Origin of the sequence: Peribacillus sp. FSL E2-0159, from assembly GCF_038643155.1 — a bacterium.
Lineage (GTDB): Bacteria > Bacillota > Bacilli > Bacillales > DSM-1321 > Peribacillus > Peribacillus simplex.
Window position 1 is genome coordinate 4780364 of the sequence record NZ_CP152053.1, and the last position, 25001, is coordinate 4805364.

Consider the following 25001-nt stretch of genomic DNA (forward strand, 5'->3'; position numbering starts at 1 on the left):
TTCATAAAACGCGAAAAAACATTATGGATCATCTAGTCTTGCTTTAATATCATTGTTGGGAAGAAACCATTCCGAACTTCTTTTGTAGACAAACTCAATAATAATTAAGTTGTCAAAACTTGAACGTTGTTTTCCACTCCAGGCACTCGCTTTCCGCGGGCGGTCCGGGAGCCTCCCCGGCGCCTTTGCGCCTGTGGGGTCTCCCTTGGACACGCTTTTCCCGCAGGAGTCTCGCGCCTTCCGTTCCAATCAACTTTTCTTTAAATTTAGATGAAACTGTTTTATCTACAAACTCAATAATTGAGTCTGCCTGCAATTTAAAAAAACGTTCGGAGTTGATTGCAGAAATCCGCTCCCTTTCCGCCGACTGTCTGCCAAGCCTCCTCGGCAAAATCGCCTGCGGGGTCTCGGCTAGCCAGTTATTCGGCAGGAGTGTCGCAAATTTCTTCAATCCATTGAGGCTTTCATTAAACCAGAAAAAACATTAATAATCATCTAGTCTTGCTTTAATATCATTGTTGGCAAGAGACCATTCCGAACTTCTTTTGTAGACAATTGATAATAATTGAGTTTGCAAAAATCAGTGATTGGAACGTAGGGCACTAGCTTTCCAATCACCGTTCAAATTTCATGAACAAAACTAGATCTTCTTTGCCCTTCCAGGTTATTTTAGTGAAACTTTCCCTTCAAAAAGCGATACAGTCCATCTTCTCGATATGAATACTCCGTGACTTCATCGGCTTGTTCTTTGACCAGGTCAGTGGCATTTTTCATGGCCACGCAATGTCCAGCGAGTTTAAATAGCGGGAGGTCATTTTCGCCATCGCCTACTGCCAGGATATTTTCCGGTGCTAGCTGGAAATGTTTCAGCAGCAGTTGAACGCCTGTTGCTTTTGTGATCCCTTCCACGGTCACTTCTACATTATGATGAGTGGAGGAAGCTGTGGTAAAGGCATTGTACTGCTTGATTTTCCCCAACTCCGCTTTCCATTCTCGAATCGTATTCATTTCATTGCTGAAAAAGTAAATTTTGGCTACGCTGCTTATGTCCAGTTGTTCTGACCATCTTATTTTGTCTTCCACTGCATCCTGTCTTGACAGCCATTCATTTTCATCGACTGTCTCAGGTTTTGGCATCAAACCTTGTTTAACCATATAGTCTTTATCTTTAAGGAATGCCATCCGTGTTCCATCATTCGGATGAACTTCATAAAAAATCTTTTCCGCTCCTGCTTTGGCTACCAATTCTTCCACAAGTTCCGTCGACAGGGCGTGTTCGACAATCTGTTTCTTTCCGATGAATACGGACATTCCATTGGCTGTCACCATTCCATCGGCTTCCATGCCGGACGGCAAAACGTCCCTCACTTCTTCCAGCGTTCTTCCTGTTGCTATGAAAATCAGCTTACCGCTTTCCCTAAGTTCACCTATGTATTGTTCCAGCGTCTCATTCACAGTATTTCTTTCGTTTAATGTCGTACCATCCAAATCTAGCACTATTGCCTTGTTGGTCATGCAAATCACCTCAAGAATCCGTATGATGATGAAAATGCCAACAGCCCATTATCTATAAGATCTTAGGCTGTTGGTTTCATTCATTTATTTTTGTTCATCTACCTTAACAGTATAACAGTTTAGGATAATCCTAAAAGTTTCATGACGCTTAGGATGAAGAGACCGACCACACCGAAGTCCGAATCACCAAATGTGGTACCTTCAAAACCAACATCCCCCAAGAAGACCAGGAGTATCGCCGGCAGGAAACTAATGATGAGCCCGTTGGCAAAGGATCCAAGCATCGCTCCGCGTCTGCCTCCTGTGGAATTTCCAAATACACCTGCTGCAGCTCCGGTGAAGAAATGCGGTACGAGCCCTGGAACGATTACTTTCAATCCAAGTACCGGAAGGAGGAACATGGATAATAGTCCAGCCAAGAAACTGAATAGGAACCCGATGATCACTGCATTTGGAGCGAATGGAAAGATGGTCGGACAGTCCAATGCAGGTTTTGTATTCGGCGCCACTTTATCGGCAATCCCTTTGAATGCAGGGACGATTTCAGCAATTAACATCCGAACCCCTGCAAGGATGATGTAGACTCCTGCAGCAAATGTTATCGCCTGGATGAAAGAAAATACGATGAAATTCGAACCGCCGGATAATTCCGTTTCAATATAGTTCTGTCCGGCAAACAATGCGACGATCACGAAGAACAACGTCATCGTAAGCGATACAGCGACTGATGTATCCCTCAGGAATCCTAAAGATTTAGGAACCTTGATTTGCTCTGTCGTTTTTTCCTTATTTCCAAACCATTTTCCAACAGTCGCGGAAACAAAATATCCGATTGTCCCGAAATGGCCGATGGCAAAATCATCGCTTCCGGTAATTTTCCGTACGTATGGCTGAAGGAGGGCTGGGAACATCACCATGCATACTCCTAATAGAATGGAACCGACCAAGATAAGCGGAAATCCGTTGAGCCCGCCGACCGATAGGGTGACTGCAAGTAAACAAGCCATGAATAAGGTATGGTGTCCCGTTAAGAATATATATTTAAATGGCGTGAAACGTGCTAGCAAAACATTGACAACCATACCAAAAACCATGATTAGTGCAGTCGAAGTCCCAAAATCACTTTGGGCGGCTGCGACAATGGCTTCGTTATTCGGTATGACGCCTTGTACATTGAACGCATGATCGAACATTTTACTGAATATATCAAGGGCGCCAATGAGCACTGCGGCTCCAGCTCCAATGATAATGAAGCCCATGACGGTTTTTAGCGTTCCAGATACAACATCCGCACTGGATTTCCGCTGTAACAGCAGTCCAATGAGGGCAAACAGCCCCACAAGTATGGAAGGTGTACCCAAGATGTCATTCATGATAAGTTCCAGCATTGCCTCTCCCCCTCTTCTTTATGTTTTCTTCTTATAGATGTGAAGCTAATTTCGATGTGATTTCAGGAATGCTCATCATGTTTTCCAGCGTGACGATCGTACGGGTTCCATCATCCAGCTGACCAACAATATCCGCCGCTCCCAGGAAAATATCAGCCTGAACCGTTTTTGCGGATGCAAGATCCGTATGATCCACCTCGGCCGTCTTCCCCATTTCCGTCAACGCTTTCTTCACATTCATCTCCATGATGAAGCTGCTTCCCAATCCGTTACCGCATACTACCATGATTTTCTTCATATCAATCTCTCCTTTTTTTATCCTACATGCATTTCCAATTTAGATTTGATTTCAGGGATGCTCATCATGTTCTCCAGTGTGACGATCGTCCGGGTTCCATCATCCAGCTGACCGACAATATCCGCCGCTCCCAGGAAAATATCAGCCTGGACCGTTTTTGCGGATGCAAGATCCGTATGATCCACCTCGGCCGTCTTCCTCATTTCCGTCAATGCTTTCTTTACATTCATCTCCATGATGAAGCTGCTTCCCAATCCGTTCCCGCATACTACCATGATTTTCATTCCGCTTCCTCCTTCGAATATTTATGAACGTACTCCATAAGGACCGATTTATCTGAAGTGCGTAAGATTTCTTCTATATTGGCTGGTTCATTCAATAATTGAGTGAGCTGGATCAATGCCCGCAGATGCGAATCGTTATCCACGGCCGCCAAAATGATAATCAGGCGAACCGGTTTATCCGGCGCAAAGTCAACGGCCTCATCCAATTTCAGCAAACTCATGGATAAAGATCTGACCCCCTGCTCGGGACGTGCATGGGGAATCGCCACTCCAGGCGTTATCACTACATATGGTCCATTCGTTTCTATCGCCTCGATCATTGCATCCACATATCGTTCCTCGACGGTTCCTAAGTCCACGAGAGGCTTGGCCGCGACTTGAATGGCTTCTTTCCAATCGGAAACATGCTGCTGTAATTGAATCGTTTGCATATTGAGCAGTTCTTCTAACACAGGCTTCTCTGCCTCCTTTAAAGAAAATTGGTTTATTTTTGGTGTATGGGTATACACATTCGACTTCAAAGCCTTTTCAAGCTGATCCTTTTCATGGATAGTTGCATACTTGGAAATGATTTTTAATAAAGCTGCAACATCCACACTTTCCGTTGTATATCCATACAATTCCTGCATGACCTGCTGGCGCAATGTATGTTTGTCCTGCATTTCCAAAATGGGCGGTACAACGAATAATGCCGCTTTTGTTCTCATATGCACCGTTGAAAAAACAAGGTCGTACGACAGTGGGTATTCAGCCGCATTTCTAACGGACAGAACGTCCAGGAACAATATATCCGGAAATAATTCCCTCAATGTATAAATGAGGATATTGCTGATGCCAATACCATTCGGGCATACGACAATCGCCCGTTTTCGATCATCCAATGTGGTCCCTTGCCTGCGCAGCCATCCGCCAAAATAGATCGTGAAGTATGCCACTTCCTCTTCTGATACCGGACGGCCAATCTCTTTCTCCAACACCCACAGGGATTTTTTTGTCAAATGGTGCAGTTCAGGATAGACCTTCTGCACCCGTCCCGTCATCGGGTTCATTTGCGGGAGACCATACCGCAGGCGATGATATGCCGGTTTAAAATGAACGTATAATTGTTGGCATAGCTGTTCTTTGTCTTTCAGGTGAACAAATGCCAGCCTCTCGAACTCTTCCACGATTTGCTGCAAAAGGTGTTGAATGACTTCATCATCCTTAAGAGGGGAAATGTCCTTCGTTCGATTCATGCTCAGTAAATGTAAGGTTGCATATAAGTTTTCCGTTTCGCTCCATACTGATTGAAAGGCATTCGTTCTGGTCATTTCCTCAACCATTTTGTATTCTTCCGTCGCAACAAACGGAGCCCAACTCTCGTCGGCCTGTAACTCTTCCCCTTTTCCTATGAGCTGATCTGTACATAGAAATAAATAGCTTAGTTCATGAAGCCGTTCATCCGTAAAGGTGATGCCTAATTTACGTTCGATCCTTTCAAGCTGTAACCGGATCGAGCTGATTTGCTTTTCATGATTTCCCCATATGCACTCCATGATCAATTCACTATTGGGACTATTCAGTACATCATGCACGAGACGTTCAATGATATATCTCTTTACTCGGCTTTCCCCAATCACCACGTAGCCATCTTGTTTGGAATACTGGATCTTGAGCGATATGCCTCTGTTTTTCTCTTTAAGACTTTTTAAATCCTTCAACACCGTATTTCGTGAAAGCCCGGTGATCGTCTGGAAATGATAGACGGACAATTCTTCTTGGCTTAACAGGATCATGAGGTAAAAAACTTTTTCCCTATCTGTCTCTGAAAATATATAATTGCGTTTTGTCAGTTTTACATTCAATTCTTCATCCTTGATTGTTTCAGAAAAGGAGTAGCCCATTTCACGATTATATTGAATCGGTTGATATCCATGAAATTGGAGCCAGTCATTCGCTTTGCTCAGACCATATTGGATTTGCCTTCTCGTCAGACCTGTTTGGGCTTCAAGTTCTTTCATTTTTGAAATGGGCGAATGCTGTAATAGTTTTAGTAAATTAGCGCTTCTTTCATCTAAAAACATTCTCAATCCCTCTCCCTGCTTCTACGATATCTCACTTCTTATTAAAAATGTAGCGTTTCTAAGTCCGAATGTTGTCATAGGTACTGCACAATAATATACTCTTTAAACATTTGTGCACAATACCGCATGTAATCAATTTTCAATACAGACTATATTTTAGAGGAGGATATTATGTGCAATTTGAGGCGCATGATATGGAACTTATGGTTTTAGTCTGGAGGCGGAGTGAGGTCATGAGGTCAAGCTATTAAAGGGATTAGGGTTTGGAATGATCAGCCGTTTTAAAGGGGCTAAACTTATCTTTCACCAAATCAAAATGAAAGGGAAATCAACGTTCATATTTTACAAACCCTCAAAAAAAAGTACTAGCTTGATTTCAGAAATCTGCTCCCTTTCCGCCGACTGTCTGCCAAGCCTCCTCGACGCAAGTGTCTGTGGGGTCTCGGCTAGCCCGTTATTCGGCAGGAGTGTCGCAAATTTCTTCAATCCAATAAGGTTTCATCCCATATAAATCAATAAAGAAATCATATAGAATAACCAAGTTTTACTTTTAAAAATTGGAACGGGTGTGTGAGACTCCTGCGAGAAAAGCGTGTCCAAGGGAGACCCCGCAGGCGCATAGAACGCCGCGGGCGGAAAGCGAGTGCCTCTGGAGTGGACAAATTGTCCTAATACTAAAAAAAACTGTAGGCAGACTCGATTTTCATCGGGTTTGCCTACAGTCATGAGAGGGAACAAAAAGTACCCTCTTTTATTCAACTAAAATACCATTTGTATAAGAGTTATATCTGCTTGCTGAAATCGCGCTGGGCTCCCCTATAGCTTCCGATAATGTTTTGATAACCAGGAAGCTGGCTGGAAAGTAAAGCACCAAAGCCTTCGACATCGTTGCGCCAATCACGTTGTAATTCGCACGCTACGCTAAACCAGTTCATAAGCTGCACACCACCATGGGCCATACGCGATAATGCCGCATCAGCTACCTGTTTACTGACTGTTCCAGAAGCATCCGTGACAGCGAATACTTCATAACCTGCGTTCAACGCGGAAAGTGCCGGGAAAGCAACGCAGACATCTGTAACTACACCCGCGATGATAAGTTGTTTTTTACCAGTTTCTTCGATTGCTTTAACAAACTCTTCATTATCCCATGCGTTAATTTGTCCGGGCCGAGCTATTTTTGGTGCGTGAGGAAAAAGTTCTACCAATTCTTGCATGAGCGGTCCGTTTGGTCCGTTTTCAAAGCTTGTTGTTAAAATAACTGGTAAATCAAAAAACTTGGCGGTGTTGGCAAGAGCCATAACATTGTTCTTGAATTCATCAACACCATAATCACGCACTAGCCCGGAAATAAGACCGGTTTGATGATCCACTAGAAGAACGGCAGCATCATCTTTGGAAAGACGAGAATAGAGATCAGACATTTTTAAAGTCCTCCTTTTATTAAAGCTATCGAAGAAAGTTCATATGTAGGGAAATTCCCCCAACTCCTTCGTTGGTTTCATTCAGTTTATAACTTAACTGACTTCCGCCATAAGTTTATCTATAAACTTATAGCCTGTCAAACATATATTATAAGAATCATTGATTATTGCTAATACTCTGTCTTTTTATATTAATCTAGAACTGGAGTGTTATCGATCCAATGAATGAATTGTTGTAAATATCGCTCAAGATAACGTTTTGTTTGATCGTCAGCAAGCACTTTTCGATCAGCATCTATCTTATTATGTACTTGCGAAATCAGCATTTTTTGAAATGGAAGAACATGTACTTGCATGGCTTCTAGTATTTGCCTGATTTGCATCTGAGCGAATGCAGTACCCATTCCACCAGGAGTAGCCCCAATCAGTCCAACTGGTTTTTTGGCAAGAACGGCGGACTCTCGAGGTCTTGATGCCCAGTCCAATGCATTTTTTAATACGCCTGGTATTCCAGAATTGTACTCTGGACTTACGATAATGATACCGTCAACGTCCTGAATGGCTGATTTAAATGATGTCACTGTTTCTGGGACGCCACTTATTTCTAAGTCTTCATTAAACAACGGAAGATCATTAATTTCGATCCAGCGAAATTGATAAGAATCAACCATATCCGTCAATGATTGAGCAATGATTCGATTATAAGAATTTTCCCGTAAACTGCCGCAAATAAGGCCGATGGTTCTGGTCATCTACTTCCCTCCCGTTTTGAAATCATCTCCTATAATACCATAATATACCAACAGTAAAAAAGTGACGTTATTCCTAATCACTAAATATGGAAAAACCTAATAGCTGGGTAAAAAGAACTTCCTAAAATTGATCATGAATTCTAAATTCCGTGCTCTAAAGCCCCTCTTCCATTTTCTGAATATTTACAACATACTATAAACTATAAGGCGATTGGGAGGCGTGCAGAAATGGATGAAAAGAAAGTTACATGGTTAGAGCTCTTTTATGATTTGTTATTTGTGGCGGCCGTTGCGGGCGCCACTCATGTTTTACTGCATGTTGAAGATGGATACATCCATCCAGAATATTTATTTAAGTTCGTGTTGATTTTTATTCCTATCTGGTGGGCTTGGGTAGGGCAAACCATATTTATTAACCGGTTTGGAAAGGATGTATTTCATCAACGGCTATTTTTGATACTGCAAATGTTTTTTGTCCTGATTATGACATCAAGCTTATCGGTTGATTTTGATCCTTATTATCTTTCTTTTTTAATTGGTTATATTGGCTTAAGAGCCGTGACTGCCATCCAATATCTTGTTGTACAGCGGATAGAAGAGGGAGTTCGAAAAAAGGCAGCACTCTTTTTGGGAAGGTATTTTTGGATTGGGATCGCCATTTCATTATTCTCCGTCCTTTTTGATTCTTGGCTTCGATATGCTGTGCTGTATTTGGGCATCCTCATCGATATCATTATCCCAATCCTTGGAAGAAAGTGCTTAGAAAAGGTTCCTACAAATACGGCCCACTTGTTGGAGCGCTTTGGTCTATTTACCATCATTCTCTTTGGAGAAGCTCTTGTGAGCACTCTTGCGGTCATTCAACCTAAACAAGGAAATTGGGATTCGATAGCCTTTTCCGTCATTTCATTTGCCTTGATAATAGCTATGTGGTGGCAATATTTCGATAACATGGAGAAAAAAGTCGACAAGTCTGTACAATCTTCCGGCCAGATCATCATTTACGGCCATCTGTTTATTTTAATGTCTATAAGCATGATTGCAGCAGCCATCAGATTATTGTTTTTACATGAGGTCCATTATTCATTTATCCTATATTTTGTTTTTGGTTCCGTATTGCTCTATTTCATGTCAACCACTTTTGTTTTCCACCAATATAGACATAAGCACCAGCGGCGGTTGCAAATATATCATTTAGGATTATTTTTAGGGATTTTAGTTATCTTTTTTATTTTTAATTTGTTTGTCGTGGTAGCGAATATTGTGATAATAGGCGAATTAACACTGTTTTTTATCATCTTTGCTAAACTAACGACCACATAATAAAGGAATGAAAGAAACCAGTATCAATTGATAATACTGGTTTCTTTCATTCGAATATGGAAGTTTTTGCATTTGACACCATATTGGTTTATTCATAAACTGATTGTGACGAAGAAAGAATGAGGTGACATTCATGAAAGAAAACACAACGAATCCCTCCGCATCTACTAATGAGGAACGACTAGGTTTAATGTTATGGTTCCGAATAACACGAATATATAACCAGAGTATCCGGGAATCCAATCAACATTTAAAGAAATGGAATCTATCGGCATTTTCAGGCATCACAATTTGCCAACTTGAATGAGACGGAAAAACAACAGCTTTTGGATCTACTTAGTAAAGTTCAAAATTGAAAACAGATCACCCGCTGGAATGGTGATCTGTTTTTTTATCTTTGTTATTTCGGTTTTTTCATGAACAATGAAAGCACCACATTCACGATGGCGAAAATCAAACTAATTTTAAATACAAGTGATGAACCTGAGGCAGCAGCTTCCGGTAAATCATTTGCCACATCAGTCAAGTAGCCATTTTGGTTCGCAGAGAATAGCGAAACCATGACCGCTATCCCAATTGCCCCTGATACTTGTTGAGATGTTTGCGTAATCGCAATGCCATCCGGATAGAATTGTTTTGGCAATGCATTCAATGTATTCGTTTGTACTGAAGCAAGTACCATGCCTATACCAAGCATCATCACGATATGCGTAACAACCATGATCCATAGTGCTGTGTCCGTTCCATACATTGCATATAGACCGTAGCCAACGACAACTAGAATCGTTCCTGGTGTAATCACGGCACGAGGTCCATATTTATCAAATAGCTTGCCGATTATTGGGGCAAAAACACAGTTTAATAGACTGCCTGGGAGCATGATCAGCCCAGTAGCGAAGGCAGATACCAATAACGCCATTTGCATATACATTGGTAACACAACCAGCATCGATAACATGTTAAGGAATGTAATCATGTTCATCGCAAGGCCCAGTACAAATAGTGGGTATTTGAATGCTTTTAAATTCAACATTGGGTTTTCCATCTTCGTTTGACGGATTGCAAAGAGAATGAGAGCGATCAAACCAACGATGATCGTGCCAATTACCGTCATATCCGTCCAACCATGATCCCCGCCTACACTTACACCGTATACAACTCCACCAAAACCAATCGTCGATAACACAACTGACACGATATCGATTGATACTTGTCGAGTATCATTGACATTCGGAATATAGATATAGCCAAAGATAAGCGAGAATAACAAGAACGGAATCGTAAACCAGAATATCCAAGGCCATGATAACGTATCTAAAATCATCCCTGCTAATGTAGGACCGAATGCGGGACCCGCCAAGATGACTAAGCCCATCACACCCATTGCCCCTCCTCGTTTATTCGGTGGGAAAATCGTGAAAATGACATTTTGTGTCAACGGCAAAATGATCGCCAGTCCAGCTGCCTGAATGACACGGGCCGTCAATAACACGCTAAAAACCGGCGCTACTGCAGCGATGATCGTTCCGATGATCGAAAAAAATAAAGACGCCATGAACATTTGGCGTGTTGTGAATTTTTGCATTAAAATTCCCGTTACTGGCACTAAAATACCAAGCGTTAAAAAGTAGCCTGTCGCAAGCCACTGTATTGTCGTCGCATCCACGCCAAAAATGTGGCTCAATTCACCTAAGGCGATGTTTAATGCGGTTTCACTAAATAGCCCAACAAAGCCTGCTACCAAAAGAGCAGCCATTATCGGTCCTGTTTTAATATTTTTATTATCCACTTGTTAAAACTCCTTCAATATATTGGGTAACAATTGCGAAATTACTTTTAGCGGCTTTGCCGAAGTTTCGGCCAAACAAAGCATCATTGCTCCTTCGATAGAGGCTGTCATCATCAATACAATATTGGAAGCTAACTCTTTTGAATATCCATCTTCCATTAGCTTTTTAAAATAAATCCGTTGAATTTTCGCATATAGTTCGGCGCAAGCCTTTCGTACAGGATCGCTTAATGTGGCCATTTCACTTACCATGCTGCTAAATGTGTAACCCGTAATCGTCCCTTCACTTTCTAAATTGACGATTAGCTTATCAATCATAGAATTGGTCGCTTCTAACGTTGTCGGATATCGTTCAAAAATATCCACGATATCCATCGTAATTACTTCATTCAAAGAATGAAGGCAAGCAATTAATAATTCCTCTTTTCCATTAGGAAAATGGTGATAAAGCGAACCTTTTGTAACATGACATACTTTTAAGATTTCGCTTAGTCCAACACCCTTATATCCTTTTTGTTGGAAAAGAATCGTTGCATGGTCGATTATCAACGATTTTGTATCCATTTCCGTAGCACACCCCCGCCATACCAACCGGTCTATTTGTTACTATAACAAAAAAAATTCTTTGGATGTAAGTACTTTTTTACTTCTCTAAATAACGAATTCACAATTTAGACAAACTTTTTATAAACTGCATTTTGATTTTCTATTCGATTATCAATTGACATTCTGTATACATATGTATACATTTAACTTAAGATAAAAACTGTATACAAACGTATACACAGAAAGAGGTTTTATTATGAGAAATGAAAAATTCAAAAAAGATGGACATCACGGTGGTGAGCATTCCAAAGGAAAAGACCATGGTTCACACCATCGTGGCCCAAAAACGTTTCGCCGCGGAAGGGCCATTGCTTTTTTAGAAATGATGAATGTTAAACGTTCAACCATTAAGGAACAGTTAGATAAACCAGAGTTTCAATCCATTAACCAAATCTTAGTCGGTGAATTGAAAGCCATTGATATGTTAATCAATGAATTCATTCAATTATTTGAAATACAAGAAAATGAAGCAGCCGATAAGAAAAGTGAAGAAAAGGAAACTTCCAATAATGGTGAGAAAGGAATGGAAATGAATGAAACAAATTAACAGTTATATCGATTCAGTGTTTTATACCAAAGATGCCATTTTGGAAGAAGTCATTACGTCCATACAAGAAAACGGAATGCCGTCCATATCGGTATCCCCATCATCTGGAAAACTTCTTACCATGCTTATATCCATTTCAGGAGCTAAAAATGTTTTGGAAATAGGCGCTCTTGGGGGCTATAGCGGGATTTGCCTTGCCAGGGGATTCGGCAGCGAAGGAAAATTAACCTCCCTTGAATTAAAGGAGGAGTACGCAAAGTTAGCTTATGGCAATCTATCCAAAGCTGGCTTCGGCTCTCAAGTATCATATATGACCGGAGCAGCTCTGCAAAGCCTTGAAAAACTCGTTCATGATAACAAGAAATTTGATTTTTTCTTTATAGATGCAGACAAGGACAATTATGAAAATTACCTGAAATATTCCATTAAGCTGGCAGAACCGGGTGCTTTAATCGTCATGGATAACGTACTTGCGGGAGGCAGTGTCGCAGATCAGGATGCTAAACCTAAACATTATACTGCATTTATGAAGGCATTCAATGAAACTGTGGCCAATCATCCTCAATTGGAATCCCTGCTTATTCCAATCGGTGATGGGCTCACCATTTCAAAAGTGAAGAAATGAAGGATTGAAAGTATGTAGCTAAAATTCATGTGTAAATTGCGAACTCACGAGTAAAGTGCTCAAACTCACGAGTAAATCAGCTAAATTCACGAGTATATCGCCCAATCTCTCGTATATATCGCCCAAACTCTCGATTATATCGCTCAAACTTACGTATATATTGCCTAAATATCCTTTTCATGAAGAAAAATAAAATGAATTTCTATAATCTTGAATGAAAATGATTTTTATTATCAATAATAAATATGAAAGAAGGGTAACCAGTTTGATGGTTACCCCCGATGGTTTTAAATTTCTGGATCAAATGTTTTGCAATCCGTTTCTTTGCTATTTGATGCTTGATTCCCTTTATGACTTACAACATAAATAGCATCTGCACTGCATTTGTTTCCAGAATCCCAATATTTACAATTATTAACTTCACATAGAACATCTTTTGCCATCTTATCACACCTCCTCATTTGCTATCATTAACAAAGTTGGGGTTATTGATACTTTCCTTTTTCAGGTTTTTGTGTCTAATTTTAAGGAAAACGAAAATGAGGGCAATTTCTAACATTCGCAACAACAAAAATCCGGGCAGCTTCCGCCCGGATTTTTTTATGCTCATGCTGATCTTTTCAGTAGTTCCGCTTGCGGAATTTTCCAAAGCTCCCGCCATTTTTTTAAGGCCGAAATGAGAATGACCAAACCTAGGCATAGCATGGTGATTGATAATATTCCGTTCAAGATGCTGAATCCTGCAGAGTCCGGGTTCAGGTATACGTTTTTCACCATCCAATACCCTGCTACATTAACCGTTACATATAAGTAGGCAAGAGGTACGAGGCATGTCCAGATATACCAGCGTTTGTCTGCAATTTTCAATACGACGGTCGCACCGATGATGAGTCCAATCGAAGCCATGAGCTGGTTGGATACGCCAAAGAGTGCCCAGATCGAACCAATGTCCCCAGAGTAAAGTAGATATCCCCAGATAAAGCAGGCTAACGCGCTGGCGAAGATGTTACCCGGCAACCAGTCGACCCTTTTTAATGGTTTATAGAACTCCCCGAAGAAGTCCTGGATTAAGTAACGGGCAACACGTGTCCCCGAATCGATTGCGGTTAATATGAACACCGCCTCGAACATGATGACGAATTGGAAGAAAAACGAAGCCAGTTTGTCAAAGAAGGGTATTTCGGTAAAAATATAGGTCATGCCGACAGCAAGTGTAACTGCCCCGCCTGTCCTTCCCTCCAGATTAATGCCTATTTCTTCACTAAGTTCGTTAAGGTGTACGGTTTCCATACCTAAAGTTTGAAACACTTCAGGTGAAGAGTTAATCGCAAAATAATCCCCTGGCTGCAGCGAAACCGCAGCAATCAAAGCCATGATGGCAACGACACATTCGACAAGCATCGCTCCGAAACCAACGGATTTGATATCACTCCAACGGTTTAACATTTTTGGTGTTGTGCCTGATCCGACAAATGCATGGAATCCTGAAATCGCCCCACAGGCGATGGTTATTGAAATGAATGGCCAAACAGGACCGGCTACAATCGGGCCCCCGCCATTAATGAATTCGGTAAACGCAGGAAACTGGATTTCTGGATTGACCACGAAAACGCCGATAATCAATGCGGCAAATACACCGATTTTCATAAAAGTACTCAAGTAATCACGAGGTGCCAGCAGCAGCCAAACAGGCAATGCGGCAGCGAAGAAAGCATAGATCGGCAAAATGATGGCAAGTGTGCTCGCTTCAAGTGTCAATAATTCACCAAGTGCCGTTCCTTGAATGTTCGGACCAAGTAAAATTGCGGCCATGATGAGCGCGAACCCGACGATGGTCGCCCCTTTCAGGTTGCCGGTTTTTTTATGGTAAAGCCCTACACCCATGGCGATAGGGATGGTGATCCCGACAGCAAACGTTCCCCATGGATTATTTTCCAAAGCATGCAGAACGACCATTGAAAGTCCTGCCATCGTGATCGTAATGATAAAAAGCATCGCAAGTCCTGTACAGAAGCCTGCTACAGGTCCAAGTTCTTCTTTCGCAACTTCCGAAAGGGATTTGCCGTCTTTACGCATCGACGCGAAAAGCACGACGGCATCATGGACGGCTCCCCCGATTACAGCCCCGATCAAAAGCCATAATAAACTTGGCAAATAGCCGAATTGTGCAGCAAGGATCGGACCCACCAAAGGGCCAGCCGCCGCAATGGCTGCAAAATGGTGGCCGAATGCCACCCATTTATTTGTTGGAACATAATCTTTTCCATCTTCTAATTTATGGGCCGGAGTCGGCTTGGAATCATCAAGTTTTAATACTTTGAGTGCTATGAATGTCCCGTATAAACGGTAGGCAATCATTAATATACAAATGGAGCCTATGACAATTGTAACCGCATTCATATTTGAACCCCCTCTATTTCTTACATCGTAAAAAAATGATATCACAATGAAAGCGGCTTCAATGGGTTTTCAAGCTATAATGCAGATATCGGGGGATGGACTGCATTATGAAGAAGGTAAAATGCAGAATTATGAAAATTTTTAAAAACCGATAAGCTGCTTTAGCTCCTTCACATACGTGCGGCTTACCGGAATGTTTGATCCATCGCTCATAATGAGATTATAAGTCGAGTTGAACCAAGGCTGTATTTCGGATATATGGATGACATTCACGATAAAACCGCGATGCACACGTAAAAATGAGCGCTTATCGAGCTTCCTTTCAAGCACGATGAGAGGGTCACCAATTTTATATTCATTTTCTTCGGTTTTAATGATCGTCTTTCCTTCCATGAGACCAATGAATAAAATAGTGTCCCGGTCGATCAGAACGATCCGATCATCTATCACTACAGGCAATTTACCTGTCTGTTCCGCCGCCGTTCGGCTGGGGGGAGGTGCTGTCCTCGATTCGTCTTCCCCGATTTGACGCTGCTTCATGAGCTTATCCAATGTTTGACGAATCCTTTTTTCATTAAATGGCTTTAATAGATAATCAAATGCATATAACTCGAAGGCTTGGAGGGCAAACTCATCATAGGCGGTCGCAAAAATGAGCGATGGTGCCGGGTCAAGTTCCGCCAATTGCTTAGCCAAATGTAAACCATTGCCCTCTGCAAGCTCAATGTCCAAAAAGACAAGTTCGGGCTTAAGACGGGAGATATCCCTCATAGCATCTTCCATCCCCTCGGCCTCCCCCACGACTTCAACTTGCCTGCTTCTCTTCAGTAGATATTTCAATTCATCTCTTGCCAGTGGTTCATCCTCTACGATAAATGCTTTCAACATCGTTGACATATGCTCCTTTTTCGTTGAGTGGTATTGATATTTTCACCTGTGTTCCGTGTCCCGTTTCACTTTCTATCGAGAGGCTGGCATGGCCTTTATAGATCCCTTCCAGCCTTTCACTGATATTATGAAGGGCCGTTCCTGTACCTTTAATCGATTCTACTGCATGCTTACCCAATTCATCTATTCTCCCGCTTGAAATCCCTTTTCCGTTATCTTCCACAACAATGCGCATCGTATCGTCCTTAATGTATGCGTGAATGATGATTTCACCTTTGCTTTTCACGTGTAAAAATGCATGGTGTACCGCATTCTCAACAAGTGGCTGCAACGTGAATGGAGGGATGAGAATTTCCTTAAGCCTTGGCTCAATGCGATAGTCAATATGATATTTATCTGGAAAACGTGCCTGCTCCAGCGATAAATAAGCGTTGACATGCTCCAATTCCTTTTCTAGCGGCACCAGTATTTGTCGGGCTCCTTGTAAATTAGAGCGAAAGAAGGCACTGAGCTCCTGCAATAAATTTCTTGCCTTCTCGACATCCGTCCGGCATAAAACGGATATCGTATTGATTGCATTGAATAAAAAATGAGGATGGACCTGTGCCTGTAAGGCCTTAATTTCAGCATCTTTCAATAATTTCGTTTGCATTTCCGCTTTAGCGAGCTCCAATTGAGTGGAAAATAGTTTCGCCAATCCTTCAGCTAACTCTTGTTCCACTTGGCTTAATTTATCCGGATGCTTGAAATACATCTTCAAAGTCCCGACCGTTTTCTGTTGGACCTGCAATGGCAGGACTACGGCCGCTTGCAATGGGCATTGATCATGAAAACAATAAATATCCTTTTTTGTTTTGGCCACGATGATTTTTCCTTGTTCAAGTGCTTTTTTCGTTAAGCCTGTCGCAATTCCCACCTTAGGGACATGGTGATCGGACGCAGCACCCACATGGGCAAGTACACTATGTTCATTGGTAATGGCCACGGCGTCGGCTTCAGTCAGCCCCAAGATGATTTGGGCGATTCTCTTGCATGAAGTTTGATTCAGACCTTGCCGGAAAAAGGGCAAGGTCTGATCCGCAATCAGGAACGCAAGATTCGTTTGTACCGCCCGCGTCCGTGCTTCGTCCCTCGTGATCGACTGAATGATGAGCATGAATAGTAAAGTCCCGAAACCGTTGATGATGATCATGGGAAGTCCGATTACTTGTACGAGCTCCCACGACCTTTCAAATGGTTTGGCAGTCACCAGGATGATGCCCATTTGGATCGCTTCCAAGGTCATGCAAATGGGAAGGGCAAACCAAGGGGTGATCGTCCCATGCTTTCGGCGCCTTTTCCCCAAAAACCCCGATAAGACCCCAGCCAAAATCGCGGCGATTGCACAAGCCCCCGCCGTAAAACCCCCGAGAAAATAACGGTGAAGCCCCGCAATCAAACCTACTCCTAACCCAACAAATGGCCCCCCAAGCAGACCGCCGATAGCCACGCCCATGATCCGTGTATTGGCAATCGCATTATCGGGAGCAATCTCAGCATGCCAATTACCCTCTGGCATGGCATGATTCCCGATTTCGATTCCTGTATAGTTACTTATGATGCCGAATGTTCCAAAAAGTGCGATAAACATGATTTTCTTTGACATTTCATGTTCATGGCCTATCATTTGCCGAAAGGGTTTCATATAAGAAAGCAGGAATGCAGCAATTACGATGATCCCCACTTTTTCAAACAGCGACGGTAATAAATCAACCAAAGCATTCACCCCATTTCTGGCTTTTTCATTCATCTTACACCAGCCATGAAATCCTTGTCGAATTTTGTTTTTTTCGATTAACACCGATAATCCTATTTGCGCTAATCAAGAACATGGAAACAAACATGTCATATGTGGGACATACGCCTTAAGATACCTCTCTTCAATATATCGGGAGAAAAAGTTAGAAGCTGCAGAACTATTAGATAGGCGTAGGGAACAATGGAATGTTGTGGTTGGGTGCAATCTCGGTATGATCTAATCTAAAAAAAGCCTATAAATACCAAGGCTTTTTCATTAGGAGGAAATCATTTTATCTGAGTCGTTTATAGAGGAATCTGACATGGTGTCACCATCCATTAGGCAGACATTTAACAAGTTTTTCGTCATAGAAGTTCCTGACAGATGAAATCCAACCACCCCTGCATTTGTTGGGGACCAAAGGTAGTAATTGAATTATTTTTTATAATCCTTTGGCCGCCTTTGAAATAGAACGCTTTTTTTCAATATTCCTATCACTAACAATAACACCGGGAGAAGAACACAAATGGTTAAGGAAAATGGCGTCCACGCTTTTGCAGTAAAGTTTCGACTATGTACTGTATCTGGATGTGTAATGATGGAGAATGCAAAAATTAAAAATGCTAATGGGAAGTGAAGAACTTTGTGATTTTTTAATCCTAGTACTTGAGCTAACCCCAGAGAGAGCCCATAATAACAAATCGTTAGCTTGAAATACACGGAAAGAATCCAAATGATCGCTACAATGACTTCAATACGTTCCAAAAAATCACCAACACTCAACACCTTTCCTAATCTATAAGAAGGATTTTTTTGTAGTGCGGTAATATCAGTACCCAATACGAGGATACTGAAAATAATCACTAAGAATAAAACGATGCCTCCTAATAATGTTCCTCGATAAAAGTTTTTTTTCATTTCATCCTTTTCATTTACATATGGCATGATCATTAAAAAGAAAACGAGCTGTACATACGGGAGCGCTAAAGTGTGATATGAGCCCTTAATAATTGGTTTCATGCCTTCTTCAAAAATAGGTTGTATATGTTCTAATTTGATATCAGAGATAAGAAGTAAAAATAACATGAAAAGCAGAAATACTATCCAAGGAAAAAAGATTAATGCAGTTCGGCTGATGACTTCTAATCCTAACCGTACACCGATTATGCATGTCAATAAAAAAAGAATCATAATCATTTCGATAGGTGTTCCAACCAAAATTTGTGTCGTTGAAAAACTCCCTATTTCATACAATAAAGCAGACGAAAGATACAAAATATAAAAAAGAAAGAGCAGTGCTGAAATTTTCCCAACCCATTTTCCCAATATTTTTTCATTAACTTCGACATAAGTCTTAGATGGATAAATAGAGGCTAATTTATTAAATAAGAAAACAAAACACAAACTGATGAGAGTAGTTATTATATAGGAAATCCAGGCATCCTGCTTTGCTATCTTGACAAGTAGAGCAGGTACATTAAGTATCGAACCTCCTATCGTAAAAATGATGACCAATATAAGAAATTCTCCAGAGCTAATTTTGCCTTTCTCGAGCATAATCAGTAGATACCCCCTAAGACAGAATCCGTTCCATGAAAGTTGCGAAGGGACTATAAATTTTTGTTAACCAGTCTAAGGGATTAGGAATGATAACATCTTTAATTAATAAAATACTCAACGTCATACCAACTAAAAGCAATAGAAGAAAAACGGAGATTTCCCTCCAGCATTTATTTTTAATAAGTTGAGGTATTTCAAAAAATGAAATAATTGCTCCAGTAAACACTGTTCCAATGATTGCCCACATTGATCTTTACTCCTCGACTTCTTTTTGTAAGGATTCAGTTATCGTGCCTAAATTGCGAACCTTCGCTTCCCAAATCTCGAATCGCTGCTTCAACAGCCAGCTGGACATATAGTAGGTAACATGAATGTTATGTTACGTTACGTTATGTTCTCACCTTGGATGCAAATATATCCATTAAAATAATTTGTAATGAAATAACGGACATGTTTTGTAAAAAGATTAATCAAAACATGCCCTTTTTATTTTTTATAGAATTGCCCTAAAGCCTCTGTCTCACTAGCTAGCTTTATTCTGCTCTAACTAATTACCTTCATGGGATCCGTCAAAAAGGTTTATTATCAGGAAAGTCCACATCTATATCCCCGGGTATCATTTCTGAATTTGCATTCGTCATTTTTGGAACCCATCACACGGAAAAATAGTTTAATGTGAAACGAGGAGAGTAAACAGGTTATTTCATTTTAGAAACAAGTATGAGGGATGAATATGGAATTGAAAAATCAAATCATTTATATCAGTAAAAAAGTATTGAATAGTATTAAGAATTTCGAGTTTAATTTTGAAACTACTATATTTATCTTTGATAATGAGCTAAATGATCTATACTTTAAGAGTAATTTTGAAAATAAAGATTTATGTAAATTGATTATAAAAGAATCTGTTGAAAATAATGCATTTGTTCTAAGTTCATTGCAAAATACTACCGTAAAAACTAAGAATCAAATTTCCGGGAAGGATTTTAGTGTTATATCTTCCCCGATACATGAAATAAAAAACAAGAAATTGCAGGGTTATGTAGGTATAATCACCACGGATGATAGTGAGAATTTCAAAATGATTTCTGAAATCCTAGCTAATCAAATCTCCTACGAGTTACATGTGCATCGTGAGAAATTATTAATTGAAGATATAATAAAAACAGATACATCATCTTTAATCACCAGGGAACAACATGAAGTTGAATTGCGAATAATAAAGACTATAACTCAAGGTCTCAAAGATAAAGAAATAGCTGATAATCTGCATATAAGTGTTTCTACAGTTCGTAACTATGTAAATAAAATGTTTGAAGAATTAGAGATAACCTCCAGATCACAATTAATCAGCTTGTACTATGAAAATAAATTGTATGACATTCTTAATCAAATAAAGATTAAAAACCGATTTTTATAGTACCATTAGGTCCGAATAAAGCTCCGTTATGAGGGAGAAAAATTCATTTTGAAGAAGAAAAAGATGTGCAATTAGCATTATAAATCTACACATAAATAACAATCAAATCAGCAGGAAATAACACTAAAAAATTTCATCCCATTTCTTTTCTACGAAATGGGATTTTTTATGTTTACTCGAAATATGCTACGTATTAAATAAGTGAACTTCCTATTGTATAAGAAGGATAAAACTTATATTATGTTAAAATTTAAAGGAATGGTATTATTTTTGTACTTGATAAAAAGGTAATTATTATTTGTTATTATTCAATAGAGGTAACACAATGACTGATGAAAAAAATGTTACAGGTGCTGAAATAAAGTAGTTCCTGCCGTTGTATTGGTTCACGGCTCTGGACCAAGGATGAAAAAATTTGAAAATAATTACCCTTTTAAAGACAGACCTCGCTGAAGGTTTTTCGAAAAAGGGAATTACAGTGCTACGTAATGACAAGAGAACATTCATATACGCATAAGATGGAGGCGATTAATGTGTTGGTAGTTACCACAGAAAAAATTGAAGGTTACAAAATTGTAGAAGTAAAAGGACCTGCCTTCGGTCTAATTGTAAGAAGCAGAGGGATTGGCGGCGATATCATGGCAGGGTTAAAATCCCTAGTAGGCGGAGAGATCAAGCAATATACAGCTATGCTTGAAGATTCAAGAAAAGAAGCTATGGACCGTATGATTAAAAATGCCAATCAAATGGGTGCAAACGCAATTATAATGATGAGATATGATTCTGGGGAAATCGGCACAAATATGAGCGAAATTGTTGCATATGGAACCGCCGTCATTGTGGAGAAAATATAATGAAATTCATCATAGGGTACTATATATTACAAATTATTATAGTTATCTTATGCATTTTACTTGGATACTTTATCTATGATAAACGGTTTAAACGCAATCACGGTGTAAAAGTTCCTGATGGATTTCAATCGACAGATGAAATAAATATAGACCCTGTGACTGGAGAAAAAACAAGGGTGTATTATAATCCTGATACGGGTGAACGCTTTTATAAAAAAGAAAAATAATTATAAAAAGCCACGATTTATACAAAAACGTGGCTTTTTATTGTTTTTATTTTACTTCATGCTGATTTAAAATATGAATCCCGTTAAGGGCGAAAACTGAGACCAAATCGCTTTGCGAATTGGACATCTAATTTGTATGCTAATTGTATGTTTTTCCCCGTCAACGGAACCCTTTATAACCATAAAAGAGGTTTTAAAAACAAAATTATTTTTCCATTACAGGCTTATAGTCCCCTGGTATGCTTTTGGCTGAAATGGCCAATCTGTTCCAGCCGTTGATCGTGATGATTATGGTAACGAGATCGATATATTGTTTTTCATCAAAATGAAGGCGGACCCGCTCATACAGATCATCAGGTACACCGTTTGCAGAAATGGCGGTGACCGCTTCCGTCAATTCCAGCGCCGCCCTTTCCGAATCAGAATAGAATGGCGATTCACGCCAAGCACTCAAGCAGTAAATTCTTTGTTCTGTTTCACCCATTGCCCGGGTATCCTTTGTGTGCATATCCAAGCAGTACGCACAGCCATTTATTTGAGACGCACGAATTTTAATCAATTCGATTAATTTGCTATCGATTCCCGTAGTTTTCTTATACTCCTCCAATCCTAGCATTAATTTGACCACTTCCCGATTTGTCTTCATGTAGTTAATGCGTTGTTCCATGTCTATCTCCTCCATTAAATCTTTTTAGGTTCCACTTATAAGACAAAATAGAGATTTGATTTGTGACATACAAAAAGAGATTATTAAGGAACATGAATATGATTTAATTTATCGGGATTGGAAACAATGAAGATTTTGCGGATATTGTTTTGTTTCGAATCTAATTCAAAGCAGATGACTTTGATCGGCTGCCCGTCTTTCAGTTGCAAAATTCCTTCCTGACCATTGACCATCACCGGAAGAAGTTCTCCTATGAAACCTCCTTTAGCAGAAACTCCTTTAAGAAAGGAAGAAACGCGCTGTTTGTTTTCAATCGGATTTAATGCAGAAAGTACTTTTCCTCCGCCGTCAGTAACAAGTACAACATCTTCTGTAAGAAGATCCAAAAACTCCTCAAAGTTTCCTGTCGTAGATGCTTTTATGAATTTTTTCGCCAAAATTTCGACATGTTTCGTATCCTCCGGATGGGCTGGCATATCACTCTGTAATTTCCGCTTTGCCCGGCTGTAGATCTTTCTGCAGTTCACTTCATTCTTTTCCAGCATCTCGGCAATATCTTCATAGCTATAAGTGAATGCTTCTCTAAGCACGAACACCGCTCTTTCAACAGGTGACAGCTGTTCCAGCAAAACGAGGAAGGCATAAGCAACCGTTTCATCCGTTACAACCTTATCTAAAGGCTGCTCTGTTTCGTTTACCCGAGGTTCAGGCAGCCAAGGTCCTGTGTAAACCTCTCTTCTCTTACGGGCTGAATTTAAAAAGTTGAGACAGCGATTTGTCGTCATTTTCGCAAGATATGCTTTCATGTCCTTAATTTGTTCGGTATCCAGCTTAAGCTGCAGGAATAAATCATGAACGATATCTTCTGCGTCGGTAACCGATCCAAGCATCCGGTATGCGATGGAAAAAAGAAAAGGTTGATATGTCTTATATAATGTATCCAACTCCACTTGCTTCACCTATTTTCTATCAAATTCGTTTTTCGAAAACGTATGACCCTTTCCATAATTATTCTCTAAACCAATCAGTTATCCTTCTTCACCTCGTTTAAAGCAGTAATTCAAACAACATAAAAAAGAGCAGCTAAAGAGCTGCTCCATTCGTTCTTTTTAAGGTTTAGTATCTAATGAAATCCGCTATTAATATAAACACAGCACCTATTACAATCCAGATCAATAACAAGGGCCAGAAGAATTTCACCCATTCTTGATATTTGATTTTAGAGACTGCCAAGCTTCCCATAAGCATGGCAGAGGTAGGGAGAATGCAGTTTGATAGACCATCTCCCAACTGATAAGTAAGGATGGTCGTTTGCCTTGTAACACCGATCAGGTCGGAAAGCGGTGTCAAAATCGGCATGGTCGTTGCAGCCATACCCGTTCCAGAAGTGATGAACACATTCATGATGGTCTGAAATACATACATGCCAAGAACTTGGATCGAACTAGGCAAATGGCCTACCGTTGCTGCAAGTCCATTTACAACTGAATCGATAACATGTCCTTGCTCTAACACTACGACTACACCTTTTGCCAGACCGACAATAAAAGCACCGAATGTAATATCCCTTGCCCCCTGTACAAACTCGCTGGCAATTTTGCTCGGACCATATTTAGATAAAAACCCAACAACAACACCTAAAGATAAGAAAAATGCAGCTAATTCTTCCATCCACCAGCCTTTTTCGGAAACACCCCAAATCAAGAAGCTAAATCCTATCAACACGACAATAATCGTTAAGTAATGTCTAGGCTTCATGGAGGATAAAGAGGATATATCCAAATTCTCATGCTTTTCTTCTTTTTCCAAGTCATACACAATACCGGCTTGTGGATTATTCTTCACTTTTTTTGCATATCTAATGATATAAATGCTCGTGACAATCAGTAAAACCACTAAAATGATTCCACGTAACCACATCCCGGAAAACATCGGAACTTCTGCAATGGCTTGAGCGATTCCTACATTGAAAGGATTAAGAAGTCCAGCTGTAAAGCCGACAGCTGCGCCGAGCATCACCATAGCAGTTCCAGTCAAAGCATCATAGCCTAATGACCTTGCAATCGCAATGCCTATAGGTACAAATGCCATGACTTCTGCCGACATTCCAATCGTGAATCCGCCGATTGAAAATAGAGTTAGAAAAATGGGAATGATGACGATTCCTTGGTTCATGAAAGTCTTTCCAACCCTTGCAGCCACGGCTTCAATCGTACCTGTGGAATTAATGATTTGAAATACTCCACCGACAATGAAAATAAAGAAAACTGTGTCACTTGCATCTATAAGGCCATGAACAATTGCTAAAGGAACCTCGAAGATACCAATGGGGTTGTTCTCTACAGAATGATAAGAGTTTTCCACTACTACTGTATTACCAGTTTTTTCATCTTCCACTCTGTCAAACTCACCTGCAGGCACTAAATAGCTTAGAGCAGCTGCAAATAGGATCATACAAATAATAATTACAAATGTGTGTGGCATTTTTAGTTTACTTTTTTTGAATGGGGGTTCACTCTTTATTTTTTCAGCACTCACTTTACTCATTTTTCGTACCACCTTTTACATTATTTTCACCTGGATCCCCCGCAAAA

General features: G+C 40.3%; 24 protein-coding genes and 1 pseudogene. 7 read left to right on the top strand and 18 right to left on the bottom strand.

The window, feature by feature from the left end:
- Positions 1–669 precede the first annotated feature (669 nt).
- From NYE63_RS23335 to NYE63_RS23365, 7 genes are all read right to left on the bottom strand, one after another.
- The gene (locus tag NYE63_RS23335) at positions 670–1515 is read right to left on the bottom strand and encodes an HAD family hydrolase (RefSeq protein ID WP_342602926.1); all 846 of its coding nucleotides are present in this window, start codon (positions 1513–1515) and stop codon (positions 670–672) included.
- Positions 1516–1634: 119 nt separating this feature from the next.
- Positions 1635–2903 (bottom strand): PTS ascorbate transporter subunit IIC, encoded by a 1269-nt coding sequence (locus NYE63_RS23340; RefSeq protein ID WP_144480798.1) that lies wholly within the window; start codon positions 2901–2903, stop codon positions 1635–1637.
- 31 nt (positions 2904–2934) lie between these two features.
- The gene (locus tag NYE63_RS23345) at positions 2935–3201 is read right to left on the bottom strand and encodes a PTS sugar transporter subunit IIB (RefSeq protein WP_048883161.1); all 267 of its coding nucleotides are present in this window, start codon (positions 3199–3201) and stop codon (positions 2935–2937) included.
- 17 nt (positions 3202–3218) lie between these two features.
- Positions 3219–3485, bottom strand: a complete 267-nt coding sequence (locus tag NYE63_RS23350; RefSeq protein ID WP_342602927.1) for a PTS sugar transporter subunit IIB — start codon at positions 3483–3485, stop codon at positions 3219–3221.
- Positions 3482–5548 (bottom strand): BglG family transcription antiterminator, encoded by a 2067-nt coding sequence (locus tag NYE63_RS23355; protein WP_342602928.1) that lies wholly within the window; start codon positions 5546–5548, stop codon positions 3482–3484. The genes NYE63_RS23350 and NYE63_RS23355 overlap by 4 nt, the downstream gene beginning before the upstream one ends.
- 782 nt (positions 5549–6330) lie before the next feature.
- Positions 6331–6972 (bottom strand): isochorismate family cysteine hydrolase YcaC, encoded by a 642-nt coding sequence (gene ycaC / locus NYE63_RS23360; protein ID WP_063235147.1) that lies wholly within the window; start codon positions 6970–6972, stop codon positions 6331–6333.
- A 191-nt stretch (positions 6973–7163) separates the two neighbouring features.
- Complete coding sequence (locus NYE63_RS23365) at positions 7164–7724, bottom strand: NADPH-dependent FMN reductase (RefSeq protein ID WP_342602929.1); 561 nt, start codon at positions 7722–7724, stop codon at positions 7164–7166.
- Positions 7725–7952: 228 nt separating this feature from the next.
- Here NYE63_RS23365 and NYE63_RS23370 point away from each other — a divergent pair, with 228 nt between their 5' ends.
- Together NYE63_RS23370 and NYE63_RS23375 are read left to right on the top strand one after the other, a co-directional pair.
- Positions 7953–9047 carry a low temperature requirement protein A gene (locus NYE63_RS23370; RefSeq protein ID WP_342602930.1) on the top strand — a complete coding sequence of 365 codons (1095 nt, stop codon included), beginning with the start codon at positions 7953–7955 and terminating at the stop codon, positions 9045–9047.
- Between the two features lie 133 nt (positions 9048–9180).
- Positions 9181–9321: pseudogene (locus tag NYE63_RS23375) on the top strand (MarR family transcriptional regulator); the annotation flags it as partial.
- A gap of 126 nt (positions 9322–9447) precedes the next feature.
- Here NYE63_RS23375 and NYE63_RS23380 read toward each other — a convergent pair.
- Entirely contained in the window at positions 9448–10803 is a 1356-nt protein-coding gene (locus tag NYE63_RS23380; RefSeq protein ID WP_342605857.1) for a DHA2 family efflux MFS transporter permease subunit, read from the bottom strand.
- Positions 10804–10839: 36 nt separating this feature from the next.
- On the bottom strand, positions 10840–11400 hold the full coding sequence (locus NYE63_RS23385) for a TetR/AcrR family transcriptional regulator (protein WP_342602931.1): 561 nt from the start codon (positions 11398–11400) through the stop codon (positions 10840–10842).
- A 238-nt stretch (positions 11401–11638) separates the two neighbouring features.
- Here NYE63_RS23385 and NYE63_RS23390 point away from each other — a divergent pair, with 238 nt between their 5' ends.
- Together NYE63_RS23390 and NYE63_RS23395 are read left to right on the top strand one after the other, a co-directional pair.
- The gene (locus NYE63_RS23390) at positions 11639–11989 is read left to right on the top strand and encodes a hypothetical protein (RefSeq protein WP_342602932.1); all 351 of its coding nucleotides are present in this window, start codon (positions 11639–11641) and stop codon (positions 11987–11989) included.
- Positions 11976–12614 (top strand): O-methyltransferase, encoded by a 639-nt coding sequence (locus NYE63_RS23395; RefSeq protein WP_342602933.1) that lies wholly within the window; start codon positions 11976–11978, stop codon positions 12612–12614. The genes NYE63_RS23390 and NYE63_RS23395 overlap by 14 nt, the downstream gene beginning before the upstream one ends.
- A 287-nt stretch (positions 12615–12901) precedes the next feature.
- Here the strand turns inward: NYE63_RS23395 and NYE63_RS23400 are convergent, their stop codons facing one another.
- The 6 genes from NYE63_RS23400 to NYE63_RS23425 all read right to left on the bottom strand — a co-directional run bounded on the left by NYE63_RS23400 (position 12902) and on the right by NYE63_RS23425 (position 19486).
- Positions 12902–13057 (bottom strand): DUF1540 domain-containing protein, encoded by a 156-nt coding sequence (locus NYE63_RS23400; RefSeq protein WP_065310844.1) that lies wholly within the window; start codon positions 13055–13057, stop codon positions 12902–12904.
- A gap of 163 nt (positions 13058–13220) precedes the next feature.
- A complete protein-coding gene (cstA, locus tag NYE63_RS23405) occupies positions 13221–15014 on the bottom strand; it encodes a carbon starvation protein CstA (RefSeq protein ID WP_342602934.1) in 1794 nt (597 codons plus the stop codon).
- A gap of 141 nt (positions 15015–15155) precedes the next feature.
- Positions 15156–15902 (bottom strand): LytTR family transcriptional regulator DNA-binding domain-containing protein, encoded by a 747-nt coding sequence (locus tag NYE63_RS23410; protein ID WP_342602935.1) that lies wholly within the window; start codon positions 15900–15902, stop codon positions 15156–15158.
- Complete coding sequence (locus tag NYE63_RS23415; protein WP_342602936.1) at positions 15874–17691, bottom strand: sensor histidine kinase; 1818 nt, start codon at positions 17689–17691, stop codon at positions 15874–15876. The genes NYE63_RS23410 and NYE63_RS23415 overlap by 29 nt, the downstream gene beginning before the upstream one ends.
- 423 nt (positions 17692–18114) lie before the next feature.
- On the bottom strand, positions 18115–19236 hold the full coding sequence (locus NYE63_RS23420; RefSeq protein ID WP_342602937.1) for an endospore germination permease: 1122 nt from the start codon (positions 19234–19236) through the stop codon (positions 18115–18117).
- Positions 19237–19252: 16 nt separating this feature from the next.
- Positions 19253–19486, bottom strand: a complete 234-nt coding sequence (locus NYE63_RS23425) for a hypothetical protein (RefSeq protein WP_342602938.1) — start codon at positions 19484–19486, stop codon at positions 19253–19255.
- A 486-nt stretch (positions 19487–19972) separates the two neighbouring features.
- On the opposite strand from NYE63_RS23425, the gene NYE63_RS23430 reads away from it, so the two are divergent.
- The 3 genes from NYE63_RS23430 (at position 19973) to NYE63_RS23440 (ending at position 21740) form a co-directional block, all read left to right on the top strand.
- The gene (locus tag NYE63_RS23430; RefSeq protein WP_342602939.1) at positions 19973–20659 is read left to right on the top strand and encodes a LuxR C-terminal-related transcriptional regulator; all 687 of its coding nucleotides are present in this window, start codon (positions 19973–19975) and stop codon (positions 20657–20659) included.
- Positions 20660–21192: 533 nt separating this feature from the next.
- Positions 21193–21513 (top strand): YbjQ family protein, encoded by a 321-nt coding sequence (locus NYE63_RS23435; RefSeq protein ID WP_342602940.1) that lies wholly within the window; start codon positions 21193–21195, stop codon positions 21511–21513.
- Complete coding sequence (locus NYE63_RS23440; RefSeq protein WP_034304201.1) at positions 21513–21740, top strand: hypothetical protein; 228 nt, start codon at positions 21513–21515, stop codon at positions 21738–21740. Before NYE63_RS23435 ends, NYE63_RS23440 begins: the two co-directional genes overlap by 1 nt.
- A gap of 205 nt (positions 21741–21945) precedes the next feature.
- Here NYE63_RS23440 and NYE63_RS23445 read toward each other — a convergent pair whose 3' ends face one another.
- The 3 genes from NYE63_RS23445 to NYE63_RS23455 all read right to left on the bottom strand — a co-directional run bounded on the left by NYE63_RS23445 (position 21946) and on the right by NYE63_RS23455 (position 24954).
- Positions 21946–22407: a carboxymuconolactone decarboxylase family protein gene (locus NYE63_RS23445; RefSeq protein ID WP_342602941.1), complete on the bottom strand. Its 462-nt coding sequence runs from the start codon at positions 22405–22407 to the stop codon at positions 21946–21948.
- A gap of 83 nt (positions 22408–22490) precedes the next feature.
- Positions 22491–23357, bottom strand: coding sequence for an RNA polymerase sigma-70 factor (locus tag NYE63_RS23450; RefSeq protein WP_342602942.1), 867 nt, complete (start codon positions 23355–23357; stop codon positions 22491–22493).
- Positions 23358–23523: 166 nt separating this feature from the next.
- Positions 23524–24954, bottom strand: coding sequence for a C4-dicarboxylate ABC transporter permease (locus NYE63_RS23455; RefSeq protein WP_342602943.1), 1431 nt, complete (start codon positions 24952–24954; stop codon positions 23524–23526).
- Positions 24955–25001 lie beyond the last annotated feature (47 nt).